The sequence below is a fragment of the Rhodococcus sp. G6(2025) genome, from assembly GCF_058628105.1.
Genome location: NZ_CP179750.1, coordinates 5,201,481 through 5,225,683 on the forward strand (window position 1 = coordinate 5,201,481; position 24,203 = coordinate 5,225,683).

Annotated in this window: 22 protein-coding genes; 3 read left to right on the forward strand and 19 right to left on the reverse strand. The window is 68.7% G+C overall.

Going from position 1 to position 24,203, the window contains the following annotated elements:
* The first annotated feature begins 41 nt into the window (after positions 1–41).
* Positions 42–1,016 carry a glycoside hydrolase family 183 protein gene (locus ACLIVD_RS23875; protein WP_491930760.1) on the forward strand — a complete coding sequence of 325 codons (975 nt, stop codon included), beginning with the start codon at positions 42–44 and terminating at the stop codon, positions 1,014–1,016.
* 12 nt (positions 1,017–1,028) lie between these two features.
* Here the strand turns inward: ACLIVD_RS23875 and ACLIVD_RS23880 are convergent, their stop codons facing one another.
* The 13 genes from ACLIVD_RS23880 to ACLIVD_RS23940 all read right to left on the reverse strand — a co-directional run bounded on the left by ACLIVD_RS23880 (position 1,029) and on the right by ACLIVD_RS23940 (position 19,310).
* Complete coding sequence (locus ACLIVD_RS23880; RefSeq protein ID WP_005247472.1) at positions 1,029–2,816, reverse strand: ABC transporter ATP-binding protein/permease; 1,788 nt, start codon at positions 2,814–2,816, stop codon at positions 1,029–1,031.
* A 198-nt stretch (positions 2,817–3,014) separates the two neighbouring features.
* Entirely contained in the window at positions 3,015–3,263 is a 249-nt protein-coding gene (locus ACLIVD_RS23885; RefSeq protein ID WP_009473659.1) for a hypothetical protein, read from the reverse strand.
* Positions 3,264–3,368: 105 nt separating this feature from the next.
* Entirely contained in the window at positions 3,369–4,247 is an 879-nt protein-coding gene (locus ACLIVD_RS23890) for an acyl-CoA thioesterase (RefSeq protein ID WP_009473660.1), read from the reverse strand.
* Positions 4,248–5,666 (reverse strand): pyruvate kinase, encoded by a 1,419-nt coding sequence (gene pyk / locus ACLIVD_RS23895; RefSeq protein WP_009473661.1) that lies wholly within the window; start codon positions 5,664–5,666, stop codon positions 4,248–4,250.
* A 37-nt stretch (positions 5,667–5,703) separates the two neighbouring features.
* The gene (locus ACLIVD_RS23900) at positions 5,704–7,206 is read right to left on the reverse strand and encodes a glutamate synthase subunit beta (protein WP_283352522.1); all 1,503 of its coding nucleotides are present in this window, start codon (positions 7,204–7,206) and stop codon (positions 5,704–5,706) included.
* Positions 7,199–11,782: a glutamate synthase large subunit gene (gene gltB / locus ACLIVD_RS23905; protein ID WP_491930761.1), complete on the reverse strand. Its 4,584-nt coding sequence runs from the start codon at positions 11,780–11,782 to the stop codon at positions 7,199–7,201. Before gltB ends, ACLIVD_RS23900 begins: the two co-directional genes overlap by 8 nt.
* Positions 11,783–12,057: 275 nt before the next feature.
* Positions 12,058–12,903, reverse strand: a complete 846-nt coding sequence (locus ACLIVD_RS23910) for a TM2 domain-containing protein (protein ID WP_283352524.1) — start codon at positions 12,901–12,903, stop codon at positions 12,058–12,060.
* Positions 12,896–13,948 carry a prolipoprotein diacylglyceryl transferase gene (lgt, locus tag ACLIVD_RS23915; protein ID WP_280782506.1) on the reverse strand — a complete coding sequence of 351 codons (1,053 nt, stop codon included), beginning with the start codon at positions 13,946–13,948 and terminating at the stop codon, positions 12,896–12,898. Before lgt ends, ACLIVD_RS23910 begins: the two co-directional genes overlap by 8 nt.
* Positions 13,945–14,748 carry a tryptophan synthase subunit alpha gene (gene trpA, locus ACLIVD_RS23920; RefSeq protein ID WP_009473666.1) on the reverse strand — a complete coding sequence of 268 codons (804 nt, stop codon included), beginning with the start codon at positions 14,746–14,748 and terminating at the stop codon, positions 13,945–13,947. Before trpA ends, lgt begins: the two co-directional genes overlap by 4 nt.
* Positions 14,745–16,064 carry a tryptophan synthase subunit beta gene (trpB, locus tag ACLIVD_RS23925; RefSeq protein WP_005247488.1) on the reverse strand — a complete coding sequence of 440 codons (1,320 nt, stop codon included), beginning with the start codon at positions 16,062–16,064 and terminating at the stop codon, positions 14,745–14,747. Before trpB ends, trpA begins: the two co-directional genes overlap by 4 nt.
* Positions 16,065–16,126: 62 nt before the next feature.
* Positions 16,127–16,936: an indole-3-glycerol phosphate synthase TrpC gene (trpC, locus tag ACLIVD_RS23930; protein WP_005247490.1), complete on the reverse strand. Its 810-nt coding sequence runs from the start codon at positions 16,934–16,936 to the stop codon at positions 16,127–16,129.
* Between the two features lie 86 nt (positions 16,937–17,022).
* Positions 17,023–17,727, reverse strand: coding sequence for a TIGR02234 family membrane protein (locus ACLIVD_RS23935; protein ID WP_280782507.1), 705 nt, complete (start codon positions 17,725–17,727; stop codon positions 17,023–17,025).
* The gene (locus ACLIVD_RS23940; RefSeq protein ID WP_280782508.1) at positions 17,724–19,310 is read right to left on the reverse strand and encodes an anthranilate synthase component I; all 1,587 of its coding nucleotides are present in this window, start codon (positions 19,308–19,310) and stop codon (positions 17,724–17,726) included. Before ACLIVD_RS23940 ends, ACLIVD_RS23935 begins: the two co-directional genes overlap by 4 nt.
* Before the next feature lie 59 nt (positions 19,311–19,369).
* Here ACLIVD_RS23940 and ACLIVD_RS23945 point away from each other — a divergent pair, with 59 nt between their 5' ends.
* Complete coding sequence (locus ACLIVD_RS23945; RefSeq protein WP_009473669.1) at positions 19,370–19,834, forward strand: peroxiredoxin; 465 nt, start codon at positions 19,370–19,372, stop codon at positions 19,832–19,834.
* Here ACLIVD_RS23945 and ACLIVD_RS23950 read toward each other — a convergent pair.
* Positions 19,822–20,601 (reverse strand): dioxygenase family protein, encoded by a 780-nt coding sequence (locus ACLIVD_RS23950; RefSeq protein WP_283334305.1) that lies wholly within the window; start codon positions 20,599–20,601, stop codon positions 19,822–19,824. The genes ACLIVD_RS23945 and ACLIVD_RS23950 overlap by 13 nt on opposite strands.
* Positions 20,602–20,779: 178 nt before the next feature.
* Here ACLIVD_RS23950 and ACLIVD_RS23955 point away from each other — a divergent pair, with 178 nt between their 5' ends.
* Positions 20,780–21,289 (forward strand): MarR family winged helix-turn-helix transcriptional regulator, encoded by a 510-nt coding sequence (locus ACLIVD_RS23955; protein WP_491930762.1) that lies wholly within the window; start codon positions 20,780–20,782, stop codon positions 21,287–21,289.
* A gap of 1 nt (position 21,290) precedes the next feature.
* On the opposite strand, the gene ACLIVD_RS23960 is transcribed toward ACLIVD_RS23955, so the two are convergent.
* From ACLIVD_RS23960 to priA, 5 genes are read right to left on the reverse strand one after another with little or no spacing between them, the layout of a single operon-like run.
* On the reverse strand, positions 21,291–21,470 hold the full coding sequence (locus tag ACLIVD_RS23960; RefSeq protein WP_005247502.1) for a tautomerase family protein: 180 nt from the start codon (positions 21,468–21,470) through the stop codon (positions 21,291–21,293).
* Positions 21,471–21,499: 29 nt separating this feature from the next.
* Complete coding sequence (gene hisI / locus ACLIVD_RS23965) at positions 21,500–21,844, reverse strand: phosphoribosyl-AMP cyclohydrolase (RefSeq protein ID WP_061044217.1); 345 nt, start codon at positions 21,842–21,844, stop codon at positions 21,500–21,502.
* Positions 21,841–22,614 (reverse strand): imidazole glycerol phosphate synthase subunit HisF, encoded by a 774-nt coding sequence (gene hisF / locus ACLIVD_RS23970; protein WP_005247506.1) that lies wholly within the window; start codon positions 22,612–22,614, stop codon positions 21,841–21,843. Before hisF ends, hisI begins: the two co-directional genes overlap by 4 nt.
* Positions 22,611–23,444 carry an inositol monophosphatase family protein gene (locus ACLIVD_RS23975; RefSeq protein ID WP_280782513.1) on the reverse strand — a complete coding sequence of 278 codons (834 nt, stop codon included), beginning with the start codon at positions 23,442–23,444 and terminating at the stop codon, positions 22,611–22,613. The genes hisF and ACLIVD_RS23975 overlap by 4 nt, the downstream gene beginning before the upstream one ends.
* A 9-nt stretch (positions 23,445–23,453) precedes the next feature.
* Positions 23,454–24,188: a bifunctional 1-(5-phosphoribosyl)-5-((5-phosphoribosylamino)methylideneamino)imidazole-4-carboxamide isomerase/phosphoribosylanthranilate isomerase PriA gene (gene priA / locus ACLIVD_RS23980; RefSeq protein ID WP_005247511.1), complete on the reverse strand. Its 735-nt coding sequence runs from the start codon at positions 24,186–24,188 to the stop codon at positions 23,454–23,456.
* Positions 24,189–24,203 lie beyond the last annotated feature (15 nt).

Here is a 24,203-nt window from a genome sequence, read left to right on the forward strand (position 1 = left end):
CGCGTATCGCGGGCAGCACAACCACACCGGCAGCGACCTTCGTGAAGGAGGTCACCGGCGAGGCGACGCGACGCTGGGGTGTGCACGGCACCGACCTCGGCTGTCCCGCGCGCCTCGCCGACGGGAGAGTCGCGTTCTTCTTCGGCGACACGTTCAGCTCGCACGGCAGGCGGTGGCGCAGCCCCGTGATGTTGCGCTCCACCACCACCGATCTCCGGGGCGGCATCGAGTTCGACTCCGCGGCCGGCGGCCGGACGGCGCGGGAGATCCTGCCGAACGCGCACGATGTCCGCGAACTTCCCGACCGGGAATCGGCGGGCACCGAGTTCACCGTCGTCCCTGCCGACGCCGTCACGATCGGTGATCGGACGTATCTGTCCGTCGTCAGTGTGCACTCGTGGAGGTCACGTGCGTGGCCGACGAATTTCACGTATCTCGCCTGGTCCGACGACGGCGGCGAGAACTGGCACCGCTCACCCGCCCGCTGGGACAACCGTGGTGGGTCGCTCGATCAGCTGTGGACCATGGAGCGGCACGACGGCTACGTCTACGTCGTCTCGAGCGCGTTCGACCGCACCAATCCGGGTGGGATGATCCTCCGGCGGGTCCCCGAACCGTGCATCCTCGAGCCCGGAGCCTACGAAGAGTGGGGCTGGGACCGCGGCACGGGGTGGGCGTGGGGACAGCCCGCGACCCCGATCCTGCCGGGCCCCGTCGGCGAGATGTGCCTGCGACGGATCGACGGCACCTGGGTCCTCGCGTACTTCGATCCCGCCGCGTACGCGATCGTCACACGCACGGCGGAGCGCATCGACGGACCCTGGTCGGAACCGACCGTGCAGATCGCCGGCGGCGACTGGGGAGCGACGGACGGCACGTGGGCGCAGATCTACGGTGGATTCATCCATCCGGCGTCCACACTGGGCGAGCTGCATCTGTTTGTGTCGCAATGGAACACGACGACCGGTGACCCTTATCGCGTCCTGCAGTTCACGACTCGGCTGGACGCCGGGTAGCCCGCCGCAGAGTCACCCGACGAGTTCCGACTCCGTCCACCGGCCCTCGCCCTCCAGTTCCACACCGCGGGAATGGAACTGGTTGAGGGTGCTGCGGTGACCCACACTCACCACGATGCTGTCCGGGAGTTCGGTCCGGAGCAGGGTGTAGAGCGTGTATTCCAGGCCCTCGTCGATGGCCGACGTGGCCTCGTCGAGGAAGATCACTGCGGGCCGTGCGATCAGCACCCGCGCGAACGCGAGACGCTGCTGCTCACCCGGCGACAGGATCCGCGTCCAGTCGGCGGTCTCGTCGAGCCGATCCCCCAGATTGCCGAGCGACACCTTCGACAACGCAGCGCGCACGACGTCGTCGGCCGCCGTCGGCTCCTTCGGATACGCCAGTGCGGTTCGCAGCGAACCGAGCGGCAGGTACGGCCGCTGGGACAGGAAGATCGCCTCTCCCGCGGGTCGCGACACCGTGCCGTCGGCGTACGGCCACAGATCGGCGAGCGTGCGGAGCAGGGTGGTCTTGCCCGAGCCGGACGGGCCCTTGACCAGCAACGACTGCCCGGGGGTCACGGTGAGCTCCAGGCCCTCGATGAGGGTCTGGCCCGTGGGGATGCGCACGTCCAGCTTCTCGACCTGGAGGTCGTCGCCCGACTTGCCGGTCTTCAGGATCGGAAGTTCGGCGGCGTGCTGGTTGTCGTTGGCCAGACCGTTGAGTCGGATGAGGGTGGCGCGGAAACTCGCGAAGTCGGCGTACGACTCACGGAAGAAGGACAGGGAGTCGTGGACCTGCCCGAACGCCTGCGACGTCTGCATCACGTCACCGAGCGACACCTGACCGGTGAACAGTCGGGGCCCCTGCACGAGGAACGGGAAGATGACAGCCGTCTGGTTGACGGTGAGGTTCCATCCACTGAACTTCAATGTCCGGAAGACGATCTGCCACATGTTCCGGATGACGTCCGCGAACCGTCCGGCAAGGGTGCGGCGCTCGACGTTCTCGCCGCGGTAGAACGCGATGCTCTCGCCGTACTCCCGCACCCGGATCAGCGCGTAGCGGAAGTTGGCGCCCAGTTTCTCGTTGAGGAAGTTCAGCTTGATGAGCGGCTTGCCGATCCAGAACGCCACCACCGTGGTCACCAGCACATAGATGTAGACGAGGAAGATCATCGCCCGCGAGATCTCGACGCCGAACACCGTCATCGGGCCGGACAGATCCCACAGGATCCCCGTGAACGACACGATCGACAGCACGGCCGTCACCGCGCCCATCGACAGCGAGCGGGACGTGGTCACGAAGTTGGTGATGTCGGCCTGAACGCGCTGGTCCGGGTTGTCGATCGCGTCGTCCAGGAACCGGTCACGGTAGTAGGCGCGGCTGTCGAGCCAGTCGTCGACGAGATGGTGGTTGAGCCACGTCCGCCAGTCGATGTCGAGGGTCTGCCCGATCAGGTACTCGATCAGGGCCCGCACCACGTGGACGGTCGCCAGAAGGGCGAAGACGCGGAGGAAGTGCCAGAACGCCGACTCGTCCAGATTCTGGATCGAATCGTAGAAGTCGTTGTACCAGTACGAGAACAGCACCGTCATCCGCACCGCGAAGACCGTCGACAGCAGCAGCACCGCCAGGATCGTCAACGGCTTCAGGCTGCGCCGCGGATTGAAGTACGGCGCGGCGAAGCGCCAGAACTGCCTCCCCCATTTGGTGAACCGCGCGAGCAGTATCACTACGACGACGAACGCGACGACAGTCATGACGTAGGCCTTGAGCAGCCACATTGCGCTGTCCCAGACGACGTTGTTCCAGTCCACGACCCATATCCCCGATCACGAGGTGAAACTCACCAGAAAAGATGGCGAAGTCTAACCCCGGAGCTCGGTCGTCGGCGAGAGATACACGCAGGACACGCATCGACGCGCACCCACACATCGCCCGATGTCCCATTTGGGCGGTTTCGCCGCACGAGTGGGACATCGGGCAGAGAGAACGGGCGTCCGTCGACGGGGAGTCTACGAGTCCTTTTCGGGCTCAGGCTTTTTCAGGTTGCCCTCGTCGTCGACGTAGTCGTCGAAGGCGGTACCCGACACCGTGCCGTCGGAGCCGGGCAGGACGACCGTCTCGCGGGCACCCGGCTCGTAGCGGGCGTCGATCTCCTCCACCTTCTTCTTGGCTGCGGCGAGCGCCTCGTCGTCGGGAAGGGGAACTTCGGTCTCGGCCGGCCGGCCGGTGTTCTTCTGCTCGGGTGCGTCTGCGCTCATAGTGCACGTCCGTTCCGTTTCGGAGATTCCAGACCGACCATACGCCGCGGCCACCAGTTGGACTACCGTTCAAAACCGTTCGGTGGCAAAGGAATGGCGGAGTCGCTACTTCCGCGGCGGGAAGTGGCGGATGAGACCTTCCTGAACCACGGTGGCCAGCAACTCGCCTTCCAGGGAGAAGAACCGCCCCGTCGCGAGGCCGCGGGACCCTGCCGCGACCGGCGATTCGGTGGCGTAGAGCGTCCAGTCGTCGAACCGGAACGGCCGGTGGAACCAGATGGAATGGTTGACGGTGGCCGCGACGATCCGGTCCAGCCCCCACGACAGTCCGTGGGTGGTGATGATGGAATCCAGGACCGTGGTGTCCGACGAATAGCCCATGACGGCCACGTGAATGAGCGGGTCGTCGGGAAGGTCGCCGTCCGATTTCATCCAGACCCGGTTGTGGGTGAGCTTCTCCCCCGTGCCCTTCATGATCCACGACGGGTCGTTCGCGTAACGCATGTCGATCGGCTTGAGGGCGTCGACGAACATCTTCAGTCGATCCTCGTACCCCAGGAAGTGGTCGCCCAGTGGCGGCAGCGTGTCCGGGAACGGGACGTCGGGCACCTCGACCGCGTGCTCGAGACCCTTGCCCCAGTCCTGGAACGCCGCCAGCATGACGAACAGTTCCTCACCGTTCTGCAGCGCCGTGACCTGACGGTTCGCGAAGGCCCGTCCGTCACGGTGCCGCTCGACGCGGTATTCGATGGGTTCCTTGACGTCGCCGCCGCGGATGAAGTGAGCGTTGATCGCGTGCACGGCACGCTCGCCGCTCACGGTGCGGCCGGCGGCGACCAGTGCCTGGGAAATCAACTGGCCGCCGAACGTCCGGCTACCCACCTGCGCGGGATGCCGACCTCGGTACGTGTCCTCGCCGGTCTTCTCGAGATCGAGAAGTTCGAGCAGAGTCTGGAGATCGGTCTTCGCCGCGACTTCGCTCACCTAGTGGTCCTCTTCGCCGATTCTGTGGACGTGGATCAGGTTGGTCGAGCCTACGGTGCCGGGCGGCGACCCGGCCACGATGACCACCAGTTCACCCTTTTGGTACCGGCCCAACCCGAGCAGGGCGTGGTCGACCTGCCGCACCATGGCGTCGGTGCTCTCGACCGGGTCGACGATGAACGTCTCGGTGCCCCACGTCAGCGACAACTGGCTGCGCACCTCAGGCAGCGGGGTGAACGCCAGCAACGGCAGCGGCGTGTGCAGTCGCGCCAGCCGGCGCACCGTGTCCCCGGACTGGGTGAACGCGACCAGCGCCTTCGCATCCAGCCGCTCCCCGATGTCGCGGGCGGCATAGGAGATGACACCGCGCTTGGTGCGCGGCACATGCGTCAGCGGCGGCACCTGGGTGGACTCGTTCTCCACCGCCTCGACGATCCGCGCCATCGTGCGCACCGTCTCCATCACGTACTTACCGACCGACGTCTCACCCGACAGCATCACCGCGTCCGCGCCGTCGAGGACCGCGTTCGCGACGTCGGACGCCTCGGCGCGGGTGGGCCGCGAGTTCTCGATCATCGACTCGAGCATCTGGGTGGCCACGATGACCGGCTTCGCGTTCTCCCGGGCGATCTGGATCGCCCGCTTCTGCACCAGCGGCACCTGCTCGAGCGGCAACTCCACACCCAGGTCACCACGGGCGACCATCACCGCGTCGAACGCCAGCACGATCGCCTCGAGGTTGTCGATCGCCTCCGGCTTCTCGAGCTTCGCGATCACCGGGATCCGGCGACCGACCCGATCCATCACGGCGTGAACCAGTTCCACATCGGCCGGCGATCGCACGAACGACAGGGCGATGAAGTCGACGCCGAGGCCGAGCGCGAACTCGAGGTCGGCGATGTCCTTCTCCGACAGCGCCGGGACCGACACGTTCATCCCCGGCAGGGACACACCCTTGTTGTTGCTGACCGGGCCGCCCTCGGTGACCCGGCAGATCACGTCGTTGCCGTCCACCCCGGAGACGACGAGACCGACCTTGCCGTCGTCGACCAGCAGGCGGTCACCCGCCTTGGCGTCCTCGGCGAGTTGCTTGTAGGTGGTCGACACCCGGTCGTGGGTGCCCTCGACCTCGTCGACGGTGATCCGCACTTCCTCACCGTTGGCCCACGTGGTGCGCCCCTCGGCGAACCGGCCGAGCCGGATCTTCGGGCCCTGCAGGTCGGCGAGGACACCGACCGCCTTCCCCGTCGCGTCCGAGGCGGCCCGGACGCGTTTGTAGTTCTCCTCGTGGTCGGCGTGTTCGCCGTGGCTGAAATTCAGCCGCGCCACGTCCATACCGCTTTCGACGAGCTCGCGAATACGGTCACCGGTGGCGGTAGCAGGTCCAAGTGTGCATACGATCTTCGTGCGTCGGTTCACGGCCTCGAGCCTAGTCGCCCCGCGCGCCCTTCTCCATTTAGACGACTGCCAGCGGGAGTGCCGTCGGATGCACCGGCGACGGGAGGTCCGACGCCCCGGTCAGATACACGTCGACGGCGTGCGCCGCGGACCTGCCCTCCGCGATCGCCCACACCACCAGCGACGCGCCGCGGTGCGCGTCCCCGCAGACGAAGACCCCGGGTGCGGTGGTCTGCCAGTCCGGTCCGCAGGAGAGCGATCCGCGCCGGGTGGGCGACAGCCCGTAGTCGTCGAGCAGCGGGCCGAGATCGACACCCTCGAATCCGATCGCGAAAAGCGCCAGTTCGCACGGTAATTCGATCTCCTCGCCGACCGGCGTGATGATGCGTTTGCCGTCCTCGCGGGTGACCCGGACCTCGGCGAGCACCATGGATCGGACGTTCCCGTTCTCGTCGCCGAGGAAACGCTGCACCGCGACCTGATACCGGCGGACACCGCCCTCGGCGTGCGCGGGCGACGTGCGCAGCACCATCGGCCACGCAGGCCACGGCGTCGCGGCCTCGTCCCGTTCCGTCGGCAACTCCGGGTTGTAGTCCAGCTGGGTCACCGACAGCGCACCCTGGCGGTGCGCCGTTCCGAGGCAATCGGCCCCGGTGTCGCCGCCGCCGATGATGACGACATGCTTGCCTTTGGCGGTGATCGTCGCGGGACCGTCACCCTCGCATTCCTTGTTCGAGGTGACGAGGTGTTCCATCGCGAGGTGGATCCCGTTCAGCTCCCGGCCTTCGACGGTCGTGTTGTCGCGGCCCCGGAGCGCGCCGATCGCGAGCACGACGGCGTCGAAGTTCTCGCGCATCTGCTCCACGGTGAGGTCGACGCCGACCTCGCAGTCGGTGACGAAGTGCGTACCCTCGGCGCGCATCTGCATCAGGCGCTGATCGAGGATCGCCTTCTCCATCTTGAATTCCGGGATGCCGTACCGCAGCAGTCCCCCGAGCCGGTCGTCGCGCTCGTACACGGTCACGTCGTGCCCCGCCCGGGTCAGCTGCTGTGCCGCCGCAAGGCCTGCCGGGCCGGAACCGACCACCGCCACCTTGCGGCCCGTCGCGATCATCGGCGGCTTGGGCACCACCGAGCCGGACTCCCACGCGACGTCGGCGATGGCCTGCTCGATCCGCTTGATGGTGACGCTGCCGGTCGTGTGCGTGTCGGCGAGGGCGAGCACACACGCCGACTCGCACGGCGCCGGACACACCCGCCCCGTGAACTCCGGGAAGTTGTTGGTGGCGTGCAGCCGTTCACTGGCCGCCGACCAGCGGCCGCGCCGCACCAGGTCGTTCCACTCCGGGATCAGGTTGCCCAGTGGGCAACCCGCACTTCCCGAGTGGCAGAACGGGATTCCGCAGTCCATGCACCGCGCGGCCTGCTCGGACACCTCGGCGGCCCGCTCGGCCGGACTCTGCGGCACATACACCTCGTGCCAGTCGTGCACCCGCTCCGCGACCGGACGCTTGCGCGCCTCCTTCTTGACGATGTGCAGAAAGCCCTGCGGATCAGCCACGTGCCGCCTCCATGATCGCAGTGTCCACGTCGAGTCCCTCGGCCTTGGCGATCCGGGTCGCGTCCAGCACCCGCTGGTAGTCCACCGGCATCACCTTGGTGAACAACGCGGACCGCCGGGGCCAGTCGGCGAGCACCGACGCCGCCACCGCGGAACCGGTCCACCGGTGGTGCCGGGTGACCGCTCCGCACAACCAGTCGAGGTCGTCCGGGTCGGGTTGCAGGAGCTTCACCATCGCCGGGTTCACGTCCTCGGGGTCCAGGTCGAGGACGTACGCGATGCCGCCGGACATGCCGGCCGCCATGTTCCGGCCGGTCGGTCCGAGGATCACGACCCGTCCGCCCGTCATGTACTCGCAGGCGTGGTCGCCGACGCCCTCCACGACGGCCGACGCACCGGAGTTGCGCACCGAGAAACGTTCGCCGACGCGGCCCCGCAGATACAGCTCGCCCGAAGTGGCGCCGTAGAGGAGGGTGTTACCCGCGATCACCTGGGTTTCGGGGACGAACAGGACGTCGTCGGCGGGACGGACCACGATCCGTCCGCCCGACAATCCCTTGCCGACGTAGTCGTTGGCGTCACCGGTCAGGTCGATGGTGATGCCCGGCGGCAGGAACGCGCCGAGCGACTGCCCGGCGGAACCGGTGAACGTGAGCCGGATCGTGTCGTCCGGCAGCCCGGCGGCGCCGTACCGGCGGGTGACCTCCGCGCCGAGCAGCGTCCCGACGGTCCGGTTGACGTTGCGCACCGGCATCTCGATCTCCACGGTGTGCGCGTCCTCGAGGGCGCCCTCGGCCAGCTGGATGAGCGTGCGATCCAGCGCCCGGTCCAGTCCGTGGTCCTGATCGCGGTCCCGGCGCCGCTGCGGCAACGGCACACCGTCCGGCCCGGTGGGCACGGCGAAGATCGGGGTGAGGTCGAGTCCGCGGTTCTTCCAGTGCGCGATCCCCTGCGCGGTCTCGAGGACATCGGCATGACCGACGGCCTCGTCGATGCTGCGGAACCCGAGGTCCGCCAGGTACTGGCGCACGTCCTCGGCGACGAACCGGAAGAATTCCTCCACGAACTCCGGTTTGCCGGTGTAGCGCTTACGGAGCTCCGGGTTCTGGGTGGCGACACCGACCGGGCAGGTGTCGAGGTGGCAGACCCGCATCATGATGCAACCCGCCACGATCAGCGGGGCCGTCGAGAACCCGAACTCCTCCGCACCCAGCAGCGCCGCGACCACGACGTCCCGCGCGGTGCGCATCCCGCCGTCGCACTGGACGGTGATGCGGTCACGGAGACCATTGAGCACGAGTGTCTGCTGGGCGTCGGCCAGCCCGATCTCCCACGGCGCCCCGGCATGCTTCATCGACGTCAGCGGAGTGGCGCCGGTTCCGCCGTCGTTCCCGGAGATCAGGACCACGTCGGCGTGCGCCTTGCTGACGCCGGCGGCGACCGTTCCCACACCCACCGAGCTGACCAGCTTCACGTGGACCCGGGCCCGGTCGTTGGCGTTCTTCAGGTCGTGGATCAGCTGCGCGAGATCCTCGATCGAGTAGATGTCGTGGTGCGGCGGCGGCGAGATAAGCCCGACCCCCGGCGTCGAATGCCGGGTCTCCGCGACCCACGGGTACACCTTGTACGCCGGCAGCTGGCCGCCCTCGCCGGGCTTCGCGCCCTGCGCCATCTTGATCTGGATGTCGCTGGCGTTGATCAGGTAGTCGCTGGTGACGCCGAACCGCCCGCTCGCCACCTGCTTGACGGCGCTGCGGCGCGACGGATCGTAGAGACGGTCGACGTTCTCCCCACCCTCGCCCGTATTGGAGCGTCCGCCGAGATTGTTCATCGCGACGGCCATCGTTTCGTGGGCCTCGGCGGAGATCGAGCCGTAGCTCATCGCGCCGGTATTGAACCGGGTGACGATCCGCTCGACCGGTTCCACCTCGTCCAGCGGCACCGGCGGGCGCACGCCCTCGCGGAACGTAAACAGGCCGCGCAGTGCGCCACCGGCCTCGGCCAGCCGGTTGACCTCCTCGCTGTACTTCGCGAACACTTCGTGCTGACCGGTGCGGGTCGCGTGCTGCAGCAGGAACACCGTCTCCGGCGTGAACAGGTGCAGTTCGCCGTCGCGGCGGAACTGGTACTCGCCGCCGTCCTCGAGCCGCCGGTGGGCGAACTCGGCCGGGTTGTCCGGGTACGCCTGCCGGTGGCGGACGGTGACCTCGCGGGCGATCTCGTCGAGACCGGCGCCGCCCAGCTTGCTGACGGTGCCTGTGAAGTACTCGTGGACGAGGCCGCGGTCCAGGCCGATCGCCTCGAACACCTGCGCCGCGGTGTACGAGCCGACGGTGGAGATGCCCATCTTCGACATCACCTTCAGGACACCCTTGCCGAGAGCGGTGAGGTAGTTCCGCACGGCGATCGTGTGCTCGACGCCGGTGAGTTCGCCCTCGGACACGAGGTCCTCGATCGACTCCATCGCGAGGTACGGGTTGACCGCGGCGGCGCCGTACCCGATGAGCAGCGCCAGGTGGTGGACCTCGCGGGCGTCACCGGATTCGACAACCAGCGCCACCTTGGTGCGCTCCTTGGTTCGCACCAGGTGATGGTGCACCGCGGCGACCGCGAGCAGCGACGGGATCGGCGCGCGGGTGTGGTCGGAGTCGCGGTCCGAGATCACCAGCGTCCGATAGCCGTCCGCGATCGCGGCGCTTGCCTGCGCCCGCAATTCCTCGATCGCCTCGGCCATCCCCGCACCGCCGCGCTCCACGTCGTACAGCGCACGCAGCACCGTCGCGGCCAGCCCCGGATGGTTGCCGTCGGCGTTCACGTTGATGATCTTGTTCAGCTCTTCGTTGTCGAGCACCGGCCACGGCAGCACGATCTGCCTGCACGACGCCGCGGTCGGCTCGAGCAGGTTCTGCTCCGGGCCCATGACCCGCGACAGCGACGTCACGATCTCTTCGCGGATCGCGTCGAGCGGCGGGTTCGTGACCTGCGCGAACAGTTCGACGAAGTAGTCGTAGAGTAGCCGCGAACGCTGCGACATGACCGCGATCGGGGTGTCCGTCCCCATCGAGCCGAGGGGCTCGCCGCCGGACGCGGCCATCGGCGCGAGCAGGATGCGCAGATCCTCCTCGGTGTACCCGAACGCCACCTGCCGTCGCACCACCGACTCGTGGTTGTGCTGCGCGTGCGGGCGATCAGGCAGCGTCTTCAGTTCGAGCAGACCGGCGTACAGCCACTCGGCGTACGGCCGCTCCGCCGCGAGCCGCATCTTGATCTCCTCGTCGGGCACGATCCGGCCCTCGGACGTGTCGACCAGGAACATCTGCCCCGGTTCGAGGCGGCCCTTCGCCACGACCTCCGCCTGCGGGACGTCGAGGACACCGCTCTCGCTCGCGAGGACCACCCGCCCGTCGACGGTCTGCCACCAGCGTCCCGGACGCAGGCCGTTGCGGTCGAGCACGGCGCCGACCACGGTCCCGTCGGTGAACGTCACGCACGCCGGTCCGTCCCACGCCTCCATCAGCGATGCGTGGAACTGGTAGAACGCCCGCCGGTCGGGGCACATCGACGTGTCGTTCTCCCACGCCTCCGGCACCATCATCATCACCGCGTGTGCCACGCTGCGGCCTGCAAGGTGCAGCAGTTCGAGCACCTCGTCGAACGACGCCGAATCCGACGCGTCGGGGGTGCAGATCGGATACAGCCTGCGCAGGTCGCCCGGGATCACCGAACTCGACAGCAGCGCCTCGCGGGCGCGCATGCGGTTCCGGTTGCCGCGGACCGTGTTGATCTCGCCGTTGTGCGCGACGAACCGGAACGGGTGCGCGAGCGGCCAGGACGGGAACGTGTTGGTCGAGAACCGGCTGTGCACGATCGCGATCGCACTCGCGATCCGGGGGTCGCGCAGGTCCGGGAAGTACCGCGACAGCTGGGACGTGGTCAGCATTCCCTTGTAGACGACGGTCCGGCTCGACAGGGACGGGAAGTACACGCCGCTGCCCTCGGACTCGACCTCGGGAGTGACCTGCTCGGCCCGCTTGCGCAGCGCGTAGACCAGGCGGTCGAGTGCCAGGCCGCCGGGCCGGATCCCGCCGACGGCGGGTGCGGTGACGAACAACTGGCTCATGTGCGGTTCGCAGGCCCGGGCCGTGGAACCGACGTCCGCGCCGTCCGGATCTACGGGCACCCGGCGCCAGCCGAGGATGTCGAGCCCCTCCTCGGCCGCGAGGTCGGACACGCGTCGTTGCGCGGCCGCCCGCGCCTGCGGGTCGTGCGGGAGGAAGCAGGTGCCCGCCGCGTACGTGCTGCTGCCGTCGTCGAGCGGCGCCGGGAGATCGAAGTCGACGACGTCCGCGAAGAATTCGGTGGGGAGCTGGAGGAGGATGCCGGCGCCGTCTCCGCTGTTCGGTTCCGATCCCGCCGCACCGCGGTGCTCGAGATTCTCGAGGGCGAGGAGTCCGTCGGAGACGATGGAGTGTGAGCGGCGGCCGTGCACGTCCGCCACCATCGCGACGCCGCAGGAATCGACTTCCTGGTCCGGGTCGTACAAGCCCTGGGGACCGGGCAACTGAGAGAACAGCACCGATATACCTCCACATCGGCCGGGAAGACCACCAGTGTGTGCGCTCCGCACGTGCTGTCGGCGGCCTCCGCTAGCGGGGTCGCCACGACGGGCGCTAACTGCTTTTCGGGGGTCTACCGGGACAGCATCGGCCCGTGAAGGTTGTTACCGGACATACACCCGGCGCGCTCAGCTTACCAGGACCGATACCTCGCACGATATGCCGAATCCGGCCCCGGAAAGCACTGTGGCCCGTGTCGCATCAGCAACACGGGCCACAAATCGGCCGGGGATCGTCACTGCTCCCGCAGGGGTCGTCCGTACTTGTCCTTCACGCTCCCGGTCAGCATCATGATGCCGTCGACCAGCGGCCAGATTCCGCCGATTCCACAGGTGAGCCACGTGACGGCGATCTGCGCCACGGCGATGCCGGGCTGGTTCAGGTAGAACCGCCCGACTCCGAAGCCGCCGAGGAAGATCTGCAGCAGACCGGCGGTCAGCTTGGACTTGTCGGAGTACGGCTCACCCGTCAGCGGGTGCCTGCCGAACGGCGCCGACGGATCGGCGTACGCGTTGTAGCCGGCGGGGGCGTATCCGGGCGGCGGGAACCCCTGCTGGGGGTAACCCTGCTGCTGTCCGTACCCGGGCTGCTGGTACCCGGGCTGCGGGTAGTCCTGCGACGACTGCGGAGCCGCCCCGTACTGCGCGCCGTAGTTGGGGTCGGGTGCGCCGTAGGTGGGACCGTCCGGCTGCTGCTGGGGGTTCTCGTACCCGGTGTAGGGCGCTGTCGGCGAAGTCGGCTCGCCCACGTTCGGGAACGGGGCCGTCGGCTCGGTGCCGCTCGGCGACGGGTAGGTCGGCGTGGACCCCCACCCCGGGCCGTTGCCGACACCGGAGTAGGTGTCCCAGCCCGGTCCGGTGCCGGTCGAACTCGGTGACGGCGTCGCGTCCGACGTGGCCGGCGGCTGGGACAGCGAGGCCTCGGCGGTGGCGTCGTAATCGAAGGGAGAGCCGAACTCGGGCGGCAGGCTCGACTCCGTGCTGTTCTCCGTGCCGTCGCTGCTCTTGCCCAGGTCGACCTTGTGTGCGTCCTCGGATGCACCCTTGCCGGAATCGTCGGATGCTTTCCCCGGTTCAGTCATTCGCGTCATCCTTCTTGCTGTCGATGGTCTTCGTGCCCGCCTCGCCGCCGGTACTCGCAGTACTCGCGGCCTTGTCGTCCGATACCGGCTCCGACGTGCCCTCGTCCTTGCCTGCGTCCTCGACGCTCTTCTCGGGCTCCTTCTCCGCGGTCTCGCCGTCGACCGGTTCGCCGTCGGCGGGCCGCAATTCGGCCGGGTCCTCGCGGCCCTTCGTGGCGGCGAAGAAGTACACCAGGGCCGCGACGAACACCAGGGCGGAGGTGAACGAGTTCACGCGGACACCGGCGATGAGGCTCGCGTGATCGCTGCGCATCAGTTCGATCCAGAAGCGGCCGGCGCAGTAACCGGCCACGTACAGGGCGAACAGTCGGCCGTGACCGATGCGGAAGCGGCGATCGACCCACACGAGCAGGATCACGATCAGCACGTTCCACAGCGCCTCGTACAGGAACGTCGGGTGCACCACGAACGCGACCTCGCCGGTGGACACCCCGTCGATCAGCTGCGGCGACACCTGGCCCACGTCGTTGCGCCGCTCGAAGATCTCGAGCCCCCACGGCACGTCGGTCTCGCGACCGTAGAGTTCCTGGTTGAAGTAGTTTCCGAGCCGGCCGATCGCCTGCGCCAGCAGGATCGCGGGCGCGACCGCGTCGCCGAGCGCAGGCAGCGGGATGCCGCGACGGCGACACCCGATCCAGGCGCCGACACCGCCGAGTGCCACGGCGCCCCAGATACCGAGACCGCCCTGCCACACCTTCAGGGCGTCGACGGGGTCGCCGCCCTCCCCGAAGTACGTCGGCCAGTCGGTCATCACGTGGTAGAGACGGCCGCCGATCAGGCCGAACGGCACCGCCCAGATGGCGATGTCGAGGACGGTGCCCTTCTCGCCGCCGCGGGCGACCCAGCGACGGTCACCCCACACGATTGCGACGACGATCCCGACGATGATGAACAGCGCGTACGCGCGCAGGGCCACCGGTCCGACATACCAGACACCTTGGGGCGGACTCGGAATGTAGGCCAGTACGTCCACAGTGGAAGTCACGACGCCACGGTAGCGGAGCGAACGCCCTCGGCGAGTTCCTTCGTGAGCGAGCGTACCGCGTCCAGACCGCTCTCCGCGGCCGTGACCAGCGCCGATCCGACGATGACCGCATCGGCGTACGCGGCGATCTCGGCGGCCTGCGCGCCGGAGCGGACACCCAGTCCGACACCCACCGGAATGTCCGAGTGGGCGCGGATACGGGCCGTCAACTCGGGTGCCATCGACGACACCGCGTCACGGGCGCCGGTGACACCCATCGTCGACGCGGCGTACACGAAGCCGCTGCTCGCGTCCAGGGTCATCGAGAGACGTTCCTCGGTCGACGACGGCGCCACGAGGAAGATCCGGTCGAGGTCGTGTTCCTTCGACGCGGCGATCCACTCGCCGGCCTCCTCGGGGATGAGGTTGGGCGTGATCAGGCCGAGGCCGCCCGCGCTCGCCAGGTCGCGGGCGAACTTGTCGACGCCGTACTGCAGGACCGGATTCCAGTAGGTCATCACGACGGCCTTGCCGCCGACGGAGGCGATCGCCTCGACGACGGTGAACACGTCACGCACACGGACACCGTTCCGCAGCGCCGTCTCGGCCGCCGCCTGGATGGTGGGCCCGTCCATCACCGGGTCGGAGTAGGCGATGCCGACCTCGACGATGTCGCAACCGGACTCGACCATCGCCTTGAACACGTCGATGGACTCCTGCACGGTGGGGAAACCGGCCGGGAGGTACCCGACGAGCGCGGCGCGCTTCTCCTCGCGGCACTGCGCGAACGTCGGGGCGAGGCGCGAGAGTCGTTCGCTCACTTGGCCGAACCTTCCTTGTCAGTCGTGGTGGTCTCGGTCGAGTCGTCGGGATCGAACAGTCCGAACCACTTGGCGGCCGTGTCCATGTCCTTGTCGCCGCGCCCGGACAGGCTGATGACGATGATTGCGCCCTCCCCCAGTTCGCGGCCCAGTCGCAGCGACCCGGCGACGGCGTGGGCGGACTCGATGGCCGGGATGATGCCCTCCCGCTCGGACAGCAGACGCAGCGCGTCCATGGCCTCCGTGTCGGTGACCGGCTCGTAGGTGGCGCGGCCGATGTCCTTGAGGAGTGCATGCTCCGGTCCGACACCGGGGTAGTCGAGGCCCGCGGAGATCGAGTGCGACTCGATGGTCTGGCCGTCCTCGTCCTGCAGCAGGTACGAGTACGCGCCCTGGAACGCGCCCGGGGTGCCCGCCGCGAACGTGGCGGCGTGCCGCCCGGTCTCGACGCCGTCACCGGCGGCCTCGTAGCCGACCAGCCGCACGGCCGGGTCGTCGAGGAACGCGTGGAAGATGCCGATGGCGTTGGAACCGCCGCCGACGCACGCCGTCACGGCGTCGGGCAGCCGACCCGTCAGCGCCTGCACCTGGGCACGCGCCTCCAGACCGACCACGCGCTGGAAGTCGCGGACGATGGTCGGGAACGGGTGCGGCCCGGCAGCGGTGCCGAAGCAGTAGTACGTGTTGTGGGCGTTGGTGACCCAGTCGCGCAGCGCCTCGTTGATGGCGTCCTTCAGGGTCCTCGACCCCGACTCGACCGACACCACCGAGGAGCCCAGCAACCGCATGCGGGCGACGTTCAGCGCCTGCCGCTCGGTGTCGACGGCACCCATGTAGATGACGCATTCGAGGCCGAGGAGCGCGCAGGCGGTGGCGGTGGCCACACCGTGCTGGCCGGCGCCGGTCTCCGCGATGATGCGGGTCTTGCCCATGCGCTTGGCGAGCAGCACCTGGCCGAGCACGTTGTTGATCTTGTGCGAGCCGGTGTGGTTGAGGTCTTCGCGCTTGAGGATGAGCCGGGCCCCACCGGCGAACTCGCTCATCCGTTTCGCCTCGAAGATCGGGGACGGACGGCCGGTGTAGTCGCGCTGGAGACGATCGAGTTCGTTCAGGAACGCGTCGTCGGCGCGGGCCTTCTCGTACTCGGCGGTGACCTCCTCGATCACTGCCATCAGGGCCTCGGGCACGTGCCGTCCGCCGTACACGCCGAAGTGTCCTCCGGCGTCGGGGTCGTGCGTCGTGCGCTCGGCGATTCCGGCGCTGGCAGTCGGCAGATTGCCACCCTTGAAGACGGTTTCCTGATTACGTGAAGTCACAGGTCCAGTCTGCCCCAACGCCGGGTTCCGCCGCCGTCCGGGTCAGTTCCGCCGACGCAGCCTCAGCGTGACGGCTTGGGGCAGGACGGGTGAGCGCCGGCGTTGACCAGATCGGCCACCGCCTTGCGCGGATCCCCGCTGGTGACGAGGCCTTCGCCGACCAGCACCGCGTCGGCTCCCGCGCCGGCGTAGGCCAGCAGGTCGGCCGTGCCGCGCACACCGGACTCGGCGATCTTGATGATCTCGGTGGGCAGCCCGGGAGCGATCTCGCCGAACGTGTTCTTGTCGACCTCGAGCGTCTTGAGATTGCGGGCGTTGACACCGATGACCTTGGCGCCCGCCTCGAGCGCGCGGTTGGCCTCTTCCTCGGTGTGGACCTCGACGAGGGCCGTCATGCCCAGCGACTCCGTGCGGTCGATCAGCGACGCGAGCGCGTCCTGCTCGAGGGCGGCGACGATGAGCAGCACGACGTCGGCGCCGTGCGCGCGGGCCTCGTGGATCTGATACGGCCCGACGATGAAGTCCTTGCGGAGGATCGGGATGCTCACCGCGCGGCGGACGGCGTCGAGGTCCGCGAGGGACCCCTGGAATCGGCGCTCCTCGGTGAGCACGCTGATCACGCGGGCGCCACCGGCCTGGTAGGCGGCGGCCAACTCGGCGGGATCGGTGATGTCGGCGAGCGCGCCCTTCGAGGGGCTCGCACGCTTGACCTCGGCGATGACTCCGATGCCCGGCTCGAGCAGGGCGGCCGCGGCATCGAGGGCCGGCGGTGCGGCAGCGGCGGCAGCCTTGACTGCGGCGAAGTCAAGGACGGCTTCGCGGGCGGCGACGTCGGCGCGCACCCCGTCGAGAATCGAGTCGAGAACGGTCATCGTGGCCCGAGTCCTTTCTGGGCAGAAACCCGATGTGAGGAACATCATCAGGGGTGAAGTCAGCCTAGATGGCACTCTGATTCTGTTTACGTTCGGGTCCCCGGGTCTTTGTCCGGTCCGTCAACTTTGTCGACAGGTTCGGCTTTCTTGTCTTCGACCGTGGGGTCCTCCCCCGCGTCCAGTGCGTCCCAGAGCATGCGCTGGGTGACGGGCCCCTCGGCCGAATCGGCGCCGGCCTTCTTCGCGGCGTCCCGTCGCGCACCGGGGCTGTCGTACTTGGAGGAGAGCCCGGCCCGCACCCGCGGACGGCGGACGAGTTCCACCGCGGCTGCGAGCGCCGCCAGGGCGCCCACCAGCGCCAGAACGGCGGGTCCGACGTGCACGGACACCGACTGGACCTCGGCGCGGCCCGGCAGCTCGGCCAGCCGGCCCGCGTCGTCGTCGGAGGCGCCGGAGACGATCAGCCCCACCGCGGGGACCGCGGCCCCGACGGCCACGACCGCGACGAGGACACCGAGCACCCGCAGCGCCCAGCCCTTCACGGCGAACGACGCGGCGATCGCGGCGACCAGGGTCAGCGCCAGCGGCGTGAGCGCCGCCGCCCACGTGCCGCCGACGAGCGCCGACGTGCGCTCCTCGCCGAGCCCGTCGGAGGAGGTGACCTCCACCCACGTCATCCGGGAGGCACCCCACAGACACAGAGCGGCGACCGCGAGCAGCAGCACCGAGATCATCGACCGGCGACGTCCCGCCTGCGCAGGTTCCCGGGCCGTCTCCGACGCGTCACTCACTGCGTGTCGCCTCCCAGGGTCTTCAGCGTGTGCGCCGCCGCGATCGCGCTGAGCACCGCCATCGCCTTGTTCCGCGCCTCGGTGTCCTCGTATTCGGGGTTCGAGTCGGCGACGACGCCCGCACCCGCCTGGACGTACCCGATGCCGTCCTTGATCAGCGCGGTCCGGATCGCGATGGCCGTGTCGGCGTCGCCGGCGAAGTCGAGGTACCCGATGATGCCGCCGTAGATGCCCCGGCGCGTGGGTTCGAGTTCCTCGATCAGCTGCATCGCCCGGACCTTCGGCGCACCCGACAGCGTGCCCGCGGGGAAGCACGCGGTGACGGCGTCCAAGGCGTGCTTACCGTCCGCGAGGTGACCCGTGACGGTGGAGACGAGATGCATCACGTGGCTGTACCGCTCGATGTGGCGGTAGTCGTGGACCTTCACCGTGCCCGGTTCGCACACGCGCCCGAGGTCGTTGCGGCCCAGATCCACGAGCATCAGGTGCTCCGCGTTCTCCTTCTCGTCGGCGAGCAGGTCCTTCTCGAGCAGGATGTCTTCCTCCTCGGTGTGCCCGCGCCACCGGGTTCCCGCGATCGGGTGCGTGGTGGCGACGCCTTCCGACACGGTCACCAGGGCCTCCGGGCTCGAACCGACGATCGAGAACGCGGTCTCGCCGTCGCCGTTCGGCACGTTGAGCAGGTACATGTACGGGCTGGGGTTGGAGGCGCGCAGCATCCGGTAGACGTCGATCGGGTCCGCGGTGCAGTCGATCTCGAAGCGCTGCGACAACACCACCTGGAATGCCTCGCCCGCCTCGATGTCTCCCACGAGTTTCTGCACGTCGGCGCCGAAACCTTCGGTGGTGCGCTGACGCCGGTAGTCGGGGGCGGGCTTCGCGAACGTGGACACGGTGGACGACGCCGGGGCTGACAGGGCGTGCGTCATCCGGTCCAGCCGCTCGACCGCGGAGTCGTAGGCCTCGTCGACGCGTTCGTCGGTGCCGTCCCAGTTGACCGCGTTGGCGATCAGGGTGATGGCGCCCTCGTGGTGGTCGACGGCCGCGAGGTCCGTCGCCAGCAACATGACCATCTCGGGGATCTGCAGATCGTCGGTGGCGTGCTCGCCGATCCGCTCGATCCGGCGCACCGCGTCGTAGCCGAGGAAACCCACCATGCCGCCGGTCAGCGGCGGCAGGTCGGGCAGCCGCTCGCTGCGGAGCAGTTCCAGCGTCTGGCCGAGGGCCGCGATCGGGTCGCCGCCGGACGGTGCGCCCGCGGGAACGTTGCCGTACCACGCGGCCTCGCCGTCGACGACCGTCAGCGCGGCGGGACTGCCCGCGCCGATGAACGACCATCGCGACCACGATCGGCCGTTCTCCGCCGACTCGAGCAAGAAGGTCCCCGGCCGGTTCGCCGCCAGCTTGGTGTACGCCGACAGCGGGGTTTCCGCGTCTGCCAACACCTTGCGCGTCACCGGGACCACCCGGTGTTCGGCGGCGAGAGCGTGGAACTGCTCGCGCGTGGTGGTCGAGTCGGACCCGCCGTCGGCCGGGGTGGCGGCGGACTCGGGTGCGGGAATCGTGGTGGGCTCGCCGTGCATGCCGACCATCATCCCAGGCGCACTCGTCGTGTCTGCGTGCGCGGGTAGCCTCGGCTCTCATGAAGCCAGGTCAGCTCGCACCGGAATTCACCCTGCCCGATCAGGACGGCATCGCGCGATCCCTGTCGAGCCTCCTCGAGGACGGCCCCCTGGTGCTGTTCTTCTACCCCGCGGCGTCGACGCCGGTCTGCACCGCCGAGGCCTGCCATTTCCGTGACCTCGGAATCGAGTTCTCCGCGGTGGGCGCGTCCCGCGCCGGGATCAGCACCGACGCGGTGGAGAAGCAGGCGTCGTTCGCGCAGGCGCAGTCGTTCGACTACCCGCTGCTGTCGGACGCCGACGGAGCCGTCGCGGAGAAGTTCGGCGTCCGGCGCGGACTGCTCGGCAAACTCGCCCCGGTGAAGCGGTCGACGTTCGTCATCGACACCGACCGCACCGTGCTCGAGGTCATCTCGAGCGAGTTCCGCGCCAACACGCACGGCGATCAGGCGCTCGCCTTCCTCCGGACGCGTCAGTCCACCTGAATCGACCGTTTGGCCAGCCCCATCCAGAAGCCGTCGATCACCTGCCGGGGGATCTGCTCCGGATCGCTCGAGGCGCCCAGCGTGACGAACAGCGGCGCGAAGTGCTCGATCGTCGGGTGGGCGTACGGCATGCCCGGCGCGAGCGAGCGGAAGTCGATGAGCGAATCGACGTCGCCCACGGCGAAACGCTCGTCCGCCCAGGCGTCGAACTCCGACGACCAGCCGGGCGCCTTCGCGTCGGGTGACGGGTCGCGCAGGAACGGCAGCCCGTGGGTGGTGAATCCCGAACCGACGATCAGCACACCCTGCTCGCGCAGGGGTCGCAGCCGCTCACCGAGGTGCAGCAGTCGCTGCGGGTCGAGCGTGGGCAGCGAGATCTGCAGGACCGGAATGTCGGCGTCGGGGTACATGACCGTCAACGGCACGTAGGCGCCGTGGTCCAGGCCGCGGTGCGGCTGGTGCGACACGGTCTCGTCGTCCGGCATCAGCGCCACGATCTGCGCCGCGAGTTCGGGGGCGCCGGGCGACTCGTACGTGGTCCGGTAGAAGCGCTCGGGGAAGCCACCGAAGTCGTAGACGAGGGGCGTGCCCGTGGTGGTGGATCCGATCGTGAGCGGCGCCGATTCCCAGTGCGCCGACACCATGAGGATGGCCTTCGGCCGCGGCAGGTCACCTGCCCACTTCGCCAGCTGCGACACCCACAGTTCGCTGTCGACCAGCGGAGGCGCACCATGACTGAGGAACAGTGCGGGCATCGTGGCGGTCATCGCGACTCCTTCGGATCCGAGATCCAACATCGACAGCCAATGTTGAACCTTCAAGTTACTATAGGAGTCAACCGATGGGCGCGGCAACTATTCCCCGGACACGATCCGGCCCGCGACGTGCTAACTATGGTGAACACGCTGCACGCGTGGATCGACGTACGGATGGAGGACACCACTGATGAGTGGGAACGACGAGGGCAAGCCCGCAGAACCCGGCACCCGATGGCTCGACGCAGAGCAGCAGGAGGCCTGGCTCACCCTCATCGCCCTGGTCACCCGGCTCCCCGCCGCACTGGACACCCAGCTCCAACGCGACTCGGCACTCACCCACTTCGAGTATTTCGTCCTCGCCTCGCTGTCCGGCGAAGCCAACCGGCGCCTCCAGCTGTCCCTGCTCGCCCAGCGCGCCAACGCGTCACTGTCCCGGCTGTCGCACGTCATCACCAAGATGGAAAAAGCCGGCTGGGTGCGCCGCGAGAGCATCCGCGGCAGCCGGGGCTCCGACGCCGTCCTCACGGACGAAGGCATGGCCAAAGTAGTCGAGGCCGCACCCCCGCACGTCGAATCCGTTCGCTCACTGATCTTCGACGGACTGTCCGCCGAACAGGTCCGTCAGCTGTCCGAACTGTCCGGCACCATGCTCACCCAACTCGACAAGAGCATCGCGTCAGGCACCGGCAGAGCCTGACTCACCCCAGCGGCGTCCCGCCGACACCCCAGCTGTCGCGCGGGACCTCGGTGATCGTCACCCACACCTTCGCGGGATCCTTGCCCGTCGCGTCGGCGTAGGCCTTGGTGACGGCCTCGATCGTGGCGCGCTTCTGCTCGGCGGTGAGCCCGGGGGTCTGGCTGATCTGAATGAGTGGCATGGCGAACATTCTGCCCGAGTGCCGGTGCGCTACTCCGCAGTGAGCAGCACGTCGGTGTCGAAGCAGGTGTGCGTGCCCGTGTGGCACGCCGCCCCCTCCTGATCGACGACGAGCAGCACGGTGTCGCCGTCGCAGTCGAGCCGCACCTCGTGGACGTACTGCGTGTGACCCGACGTCTCGCCCTTCACCCAGTACTGCTGACGGGACCGGGAGTAGTACGTGCCCTTGCGGGTGTCGAGGGTGCGCGCGAGGGCCTCGTCGTCCATCCACGCCACCATCAGGACGTCGCCCGTCGACCGTTCCTGCGCGACAGCACTGAACAGTCCCGCCTCGTTGCGCTTGAGCCGTGACGCGATGGCGGGGTCGAGACTCATCGGACGGTGATCCCTTCTTCACGCATGGACTTCTTCACGTCGCCGATCGTCATGTCGCCGAAGTGGAAGACACTGGCCGCCAGGACAGCGTCCGCGCCGGCGCCGACCGCGGGTGCGAAGTGCTCGACGGCGCCCGCTCCCCCGCTGGCGATCACCGGCACGTGCACGGCGGCGCGCACCGCCCGGATCATGGGCAGGTCGAAACCGGCCTTCGTGCCGTCGGCGTCCATCGAGTTGAGCAGGATCTCCCCGACACCCAGTTCGGCGCCGCGGACCGCCCACTCGACCGCGTCGATACCGGTGCCGCGCTTGCCGCCGTGCGTCGTGACCTCCCACCCCGACGGGGTGTCGGGCTGACCCTGCGGCACGGTCCGCGCATCGACCGACAGCACGATGCACTGGGAGCCGAAGCGTTCGCTGAGTTCGCGGAGCAACTCGGGCCGGGCGATCGCGGCGGTGTTGACGCTGACCTTGTCGGCACCGGCGCGCAGCAACCGGTCGACGTCCTCGACGGTGCGGACACCGCCGCCGACCGTAAGCGGGATGAAGACCTGCTCCGCCGTCCGGCTCACCACGTCGAGCATGGTGCCCCGGTCCGCGGTGGACGCGGTGACGTCGAGGAACGTGAGCTCGTCGGCTCCCTGGGCATCGTATGCGGCGGCCAGCTCGACGGGGTCACCCGCGTCCCGCAGGTTCTCGAAGTTGACGCCCTTGACGACGCGTCCGGCATCGACGTCCAGACACGGGATCACTCGAACCGCCAGAGTCATTGCGTACGCCCTCCTGAAGGCTCGGAACGAGGATCACCCAGTGATCCGAGGATATCGAGAATTTCGCCGTGCACTCCGGGCGCTCCGGCGAGCACCGAGTCGGACGTCACGGTCCAGGGCTTGCCGCCGAGATCCGTCACCACACCACCCGCAGCGCGCACCAGCGCGACGCCGGCGGCGTTGTCCCACGCATTGTGGCCGAACACCACCGCGCCACCGAGTATTCCGGCCGCGGTGAACGCGAGGTCGACGCCGGTGGATCCGTGGATCCGGATCCGGGAGGACACCCGGCTGAGCTGCGCGAGGACCTGCAGCCGGTACGCGCCGGGGATGCGCCCGCGACTGTCGATGTTCAGTGCGCCCAAGCCCACGATCGACGACGCCAGCGACGTGCGACCGAGCGCAGGCAGGGGCGTGCCCCCTTCGAGCAGCGGACCGTCCGCGACGGCCGCATACCGGCGTCCGACGAGCGGCAGCCATGTGAGACCGAGAACGGGAACCCCGTCGTCGAGCAGCGCGAGCAGCGTGCCCGCCGTGGGCAGACCGGCCGAATAGTTGAACGTGCCATCGATCGGGTCGAGCACCCACACGGGTCCGCTGCCGAGGTCGGGGCCGCCGAACTCCTCGCCGTGGACGTCGATGCCGGTCCGGTCGCGCAGTTCGCCGGTCAGCCGCTTCTCGAGTTCGAGGTCGACGGCGGTCGCGAAGTCGTCGGGACCCTTGTGGACGGCGCTGGGCGCACCCACGCCCGAGACGAACCGGTTGTGCACGCCGTCGAGCAGCTCACTGGCGACGGCGAGGAGCTCCCGGGGATCACGGGACAGGGCCATGGCGGGAACTCAGCCCGAAACCGCGGCGAGCGCCTCGGGGAGGGTGAACCGCCCCGCGTACAGCGCCTTGCCGACGATGGATCCCTCGACCCCCTGATCGACGAGCCCGGCGATCGCCCGGAGGTCGTCGATGGTGGACACGCCGCCCGAGGCCACCACGGGGGCGTCGGTGGCCGCGCAGACCTGCGCGAGGAGTTCGAGATTGGGGCCGGTGAGGGTGCCGTCCTTGCTGACGTCGGTGACGACGTACCGGGAGCAGCCGTCCTTGTCGAGCCGGGCGAGCGTCTCCCACAGGTTTCCGCCCTCGGTGACCCAGCCGCGACCGCGGAGCTGGTATTCACCGTCGACGAGGCGCACGTCGAGACCGACGGCGATCTTCTCGCCGTACTTGGCGATGGCGCGGGCACACCACTCGGGGTTCTCGATGGCGGCGGTACCGAGGTTGACGCGGCCGCAGCCCGTGGCCAGTGCGGCCTCGAGCGACGCGTCGTCGCGGATCCCACCGGACAGTTCCACCTGGACGTCGAGCTCGCCCACCACGTCGGCGAGGAGTTCGCGGTTCGAGCCGCGACCGAACGCGGCGTCGAGGTCGACGATATGCACCCACTCGGCACCGTCGTTCTGCCATGCGAGGGCGGCATCACGAGGCGAGCCGTATCCGGTCTCGCTTCCTGCCTCCCCCTGGACGAGGCGAACAGCTTCACCGTTGACGACATCTACAGCAGGCAAAAGGACCAGGCTCACGTGCGACAACCCTAG

What these genes read in the sequence shown, in the direction of transcription:
- ACLIVD_RS23885 (WP_009473659.1), bottom strand. Translation starts at nt 3,263, where the DNA reads ATGAGCGCAGACGCACCCGAGCAGAAGAACACCGGCCGGCCGGCCGAG.
- ACLIVD_RS23910 (WP_283352524.1), bottom strand. Translation starts at nt 12,903, where the DNA reads ATGACTGAACCGGGGAAAGCATCCGACGATTCCGGCAAGGGTGCATCC.
- trpC (WP_005247490.1), bottom strand. Translation starts at nt 16,936, where the DNA reads ATGACCGTTCTCGACTCGATTCTCGACGGGGTGCGCGCCGACGTCGCC.
- ACLIVD_RS23940 (WP_280782508.1), bottom strand. Translation starts at nt 19,310, where the DNA reads ATGCACGGCGAGCCCACCACGATTCCCGCACCCGAGTCCGCCGCCACC.
- ACLIVD_RS23945 (WP_009473669.1), top strand. Translation starts at nt 19,370, where the DNA reads ATGAAGCCAGGTCAGCTCGCACCGGAATTCACCCTGCCCGATCAGGAC.
- ACLIVD_RS23950 (WP_283334305.1), bottom strand. Translation starts at nt 20,601, where the DNA reads ATGACCGCCACGATGCCCGCACTGTTCCTCAGTCATGGTGCGCCTCCG.
- ACLIVD_RS23955 (WP_491930762.1), top strand. Translation starts at nt 20,780, where the DNA reads ATGAGTGGGAACGACGAGGGCAAGCCCGCAGAACCCGGCACCCGATGG.
- ACLIVD_RS23960 (WP_005247502.1), bottom strand. Translation starts at nt 21,470, where the DNA reads ATGCCACTCATTCAGATCAGCCAGACCCCCGGGCTCACCGCCGAGCAG.
- hisI (WP_061044217.1), bottom strand. Translation starts at nt 21,844, where the DNA reads ATGAGTCTCGACCCCGCCATCGCGTCACGGCTCAAGCGCAACGAGGCG.
- hisF (WP_005247506.1), bottom strand. Translation starts at nt 22,614, where the DNA reads ATGACTCTGGCGGTTCGAGTGATCCCGTGTCTGGACGTCGATGCCGGA.
- ACLIVD_RS23975 (WP_280782513.1), bottom strand. Translation starts at nt 23,444, where the DNA reads ATGGCCCTGTCCCGTGATCCCCGGGAGCTCCTCGCCGTCGCCAGTGAG.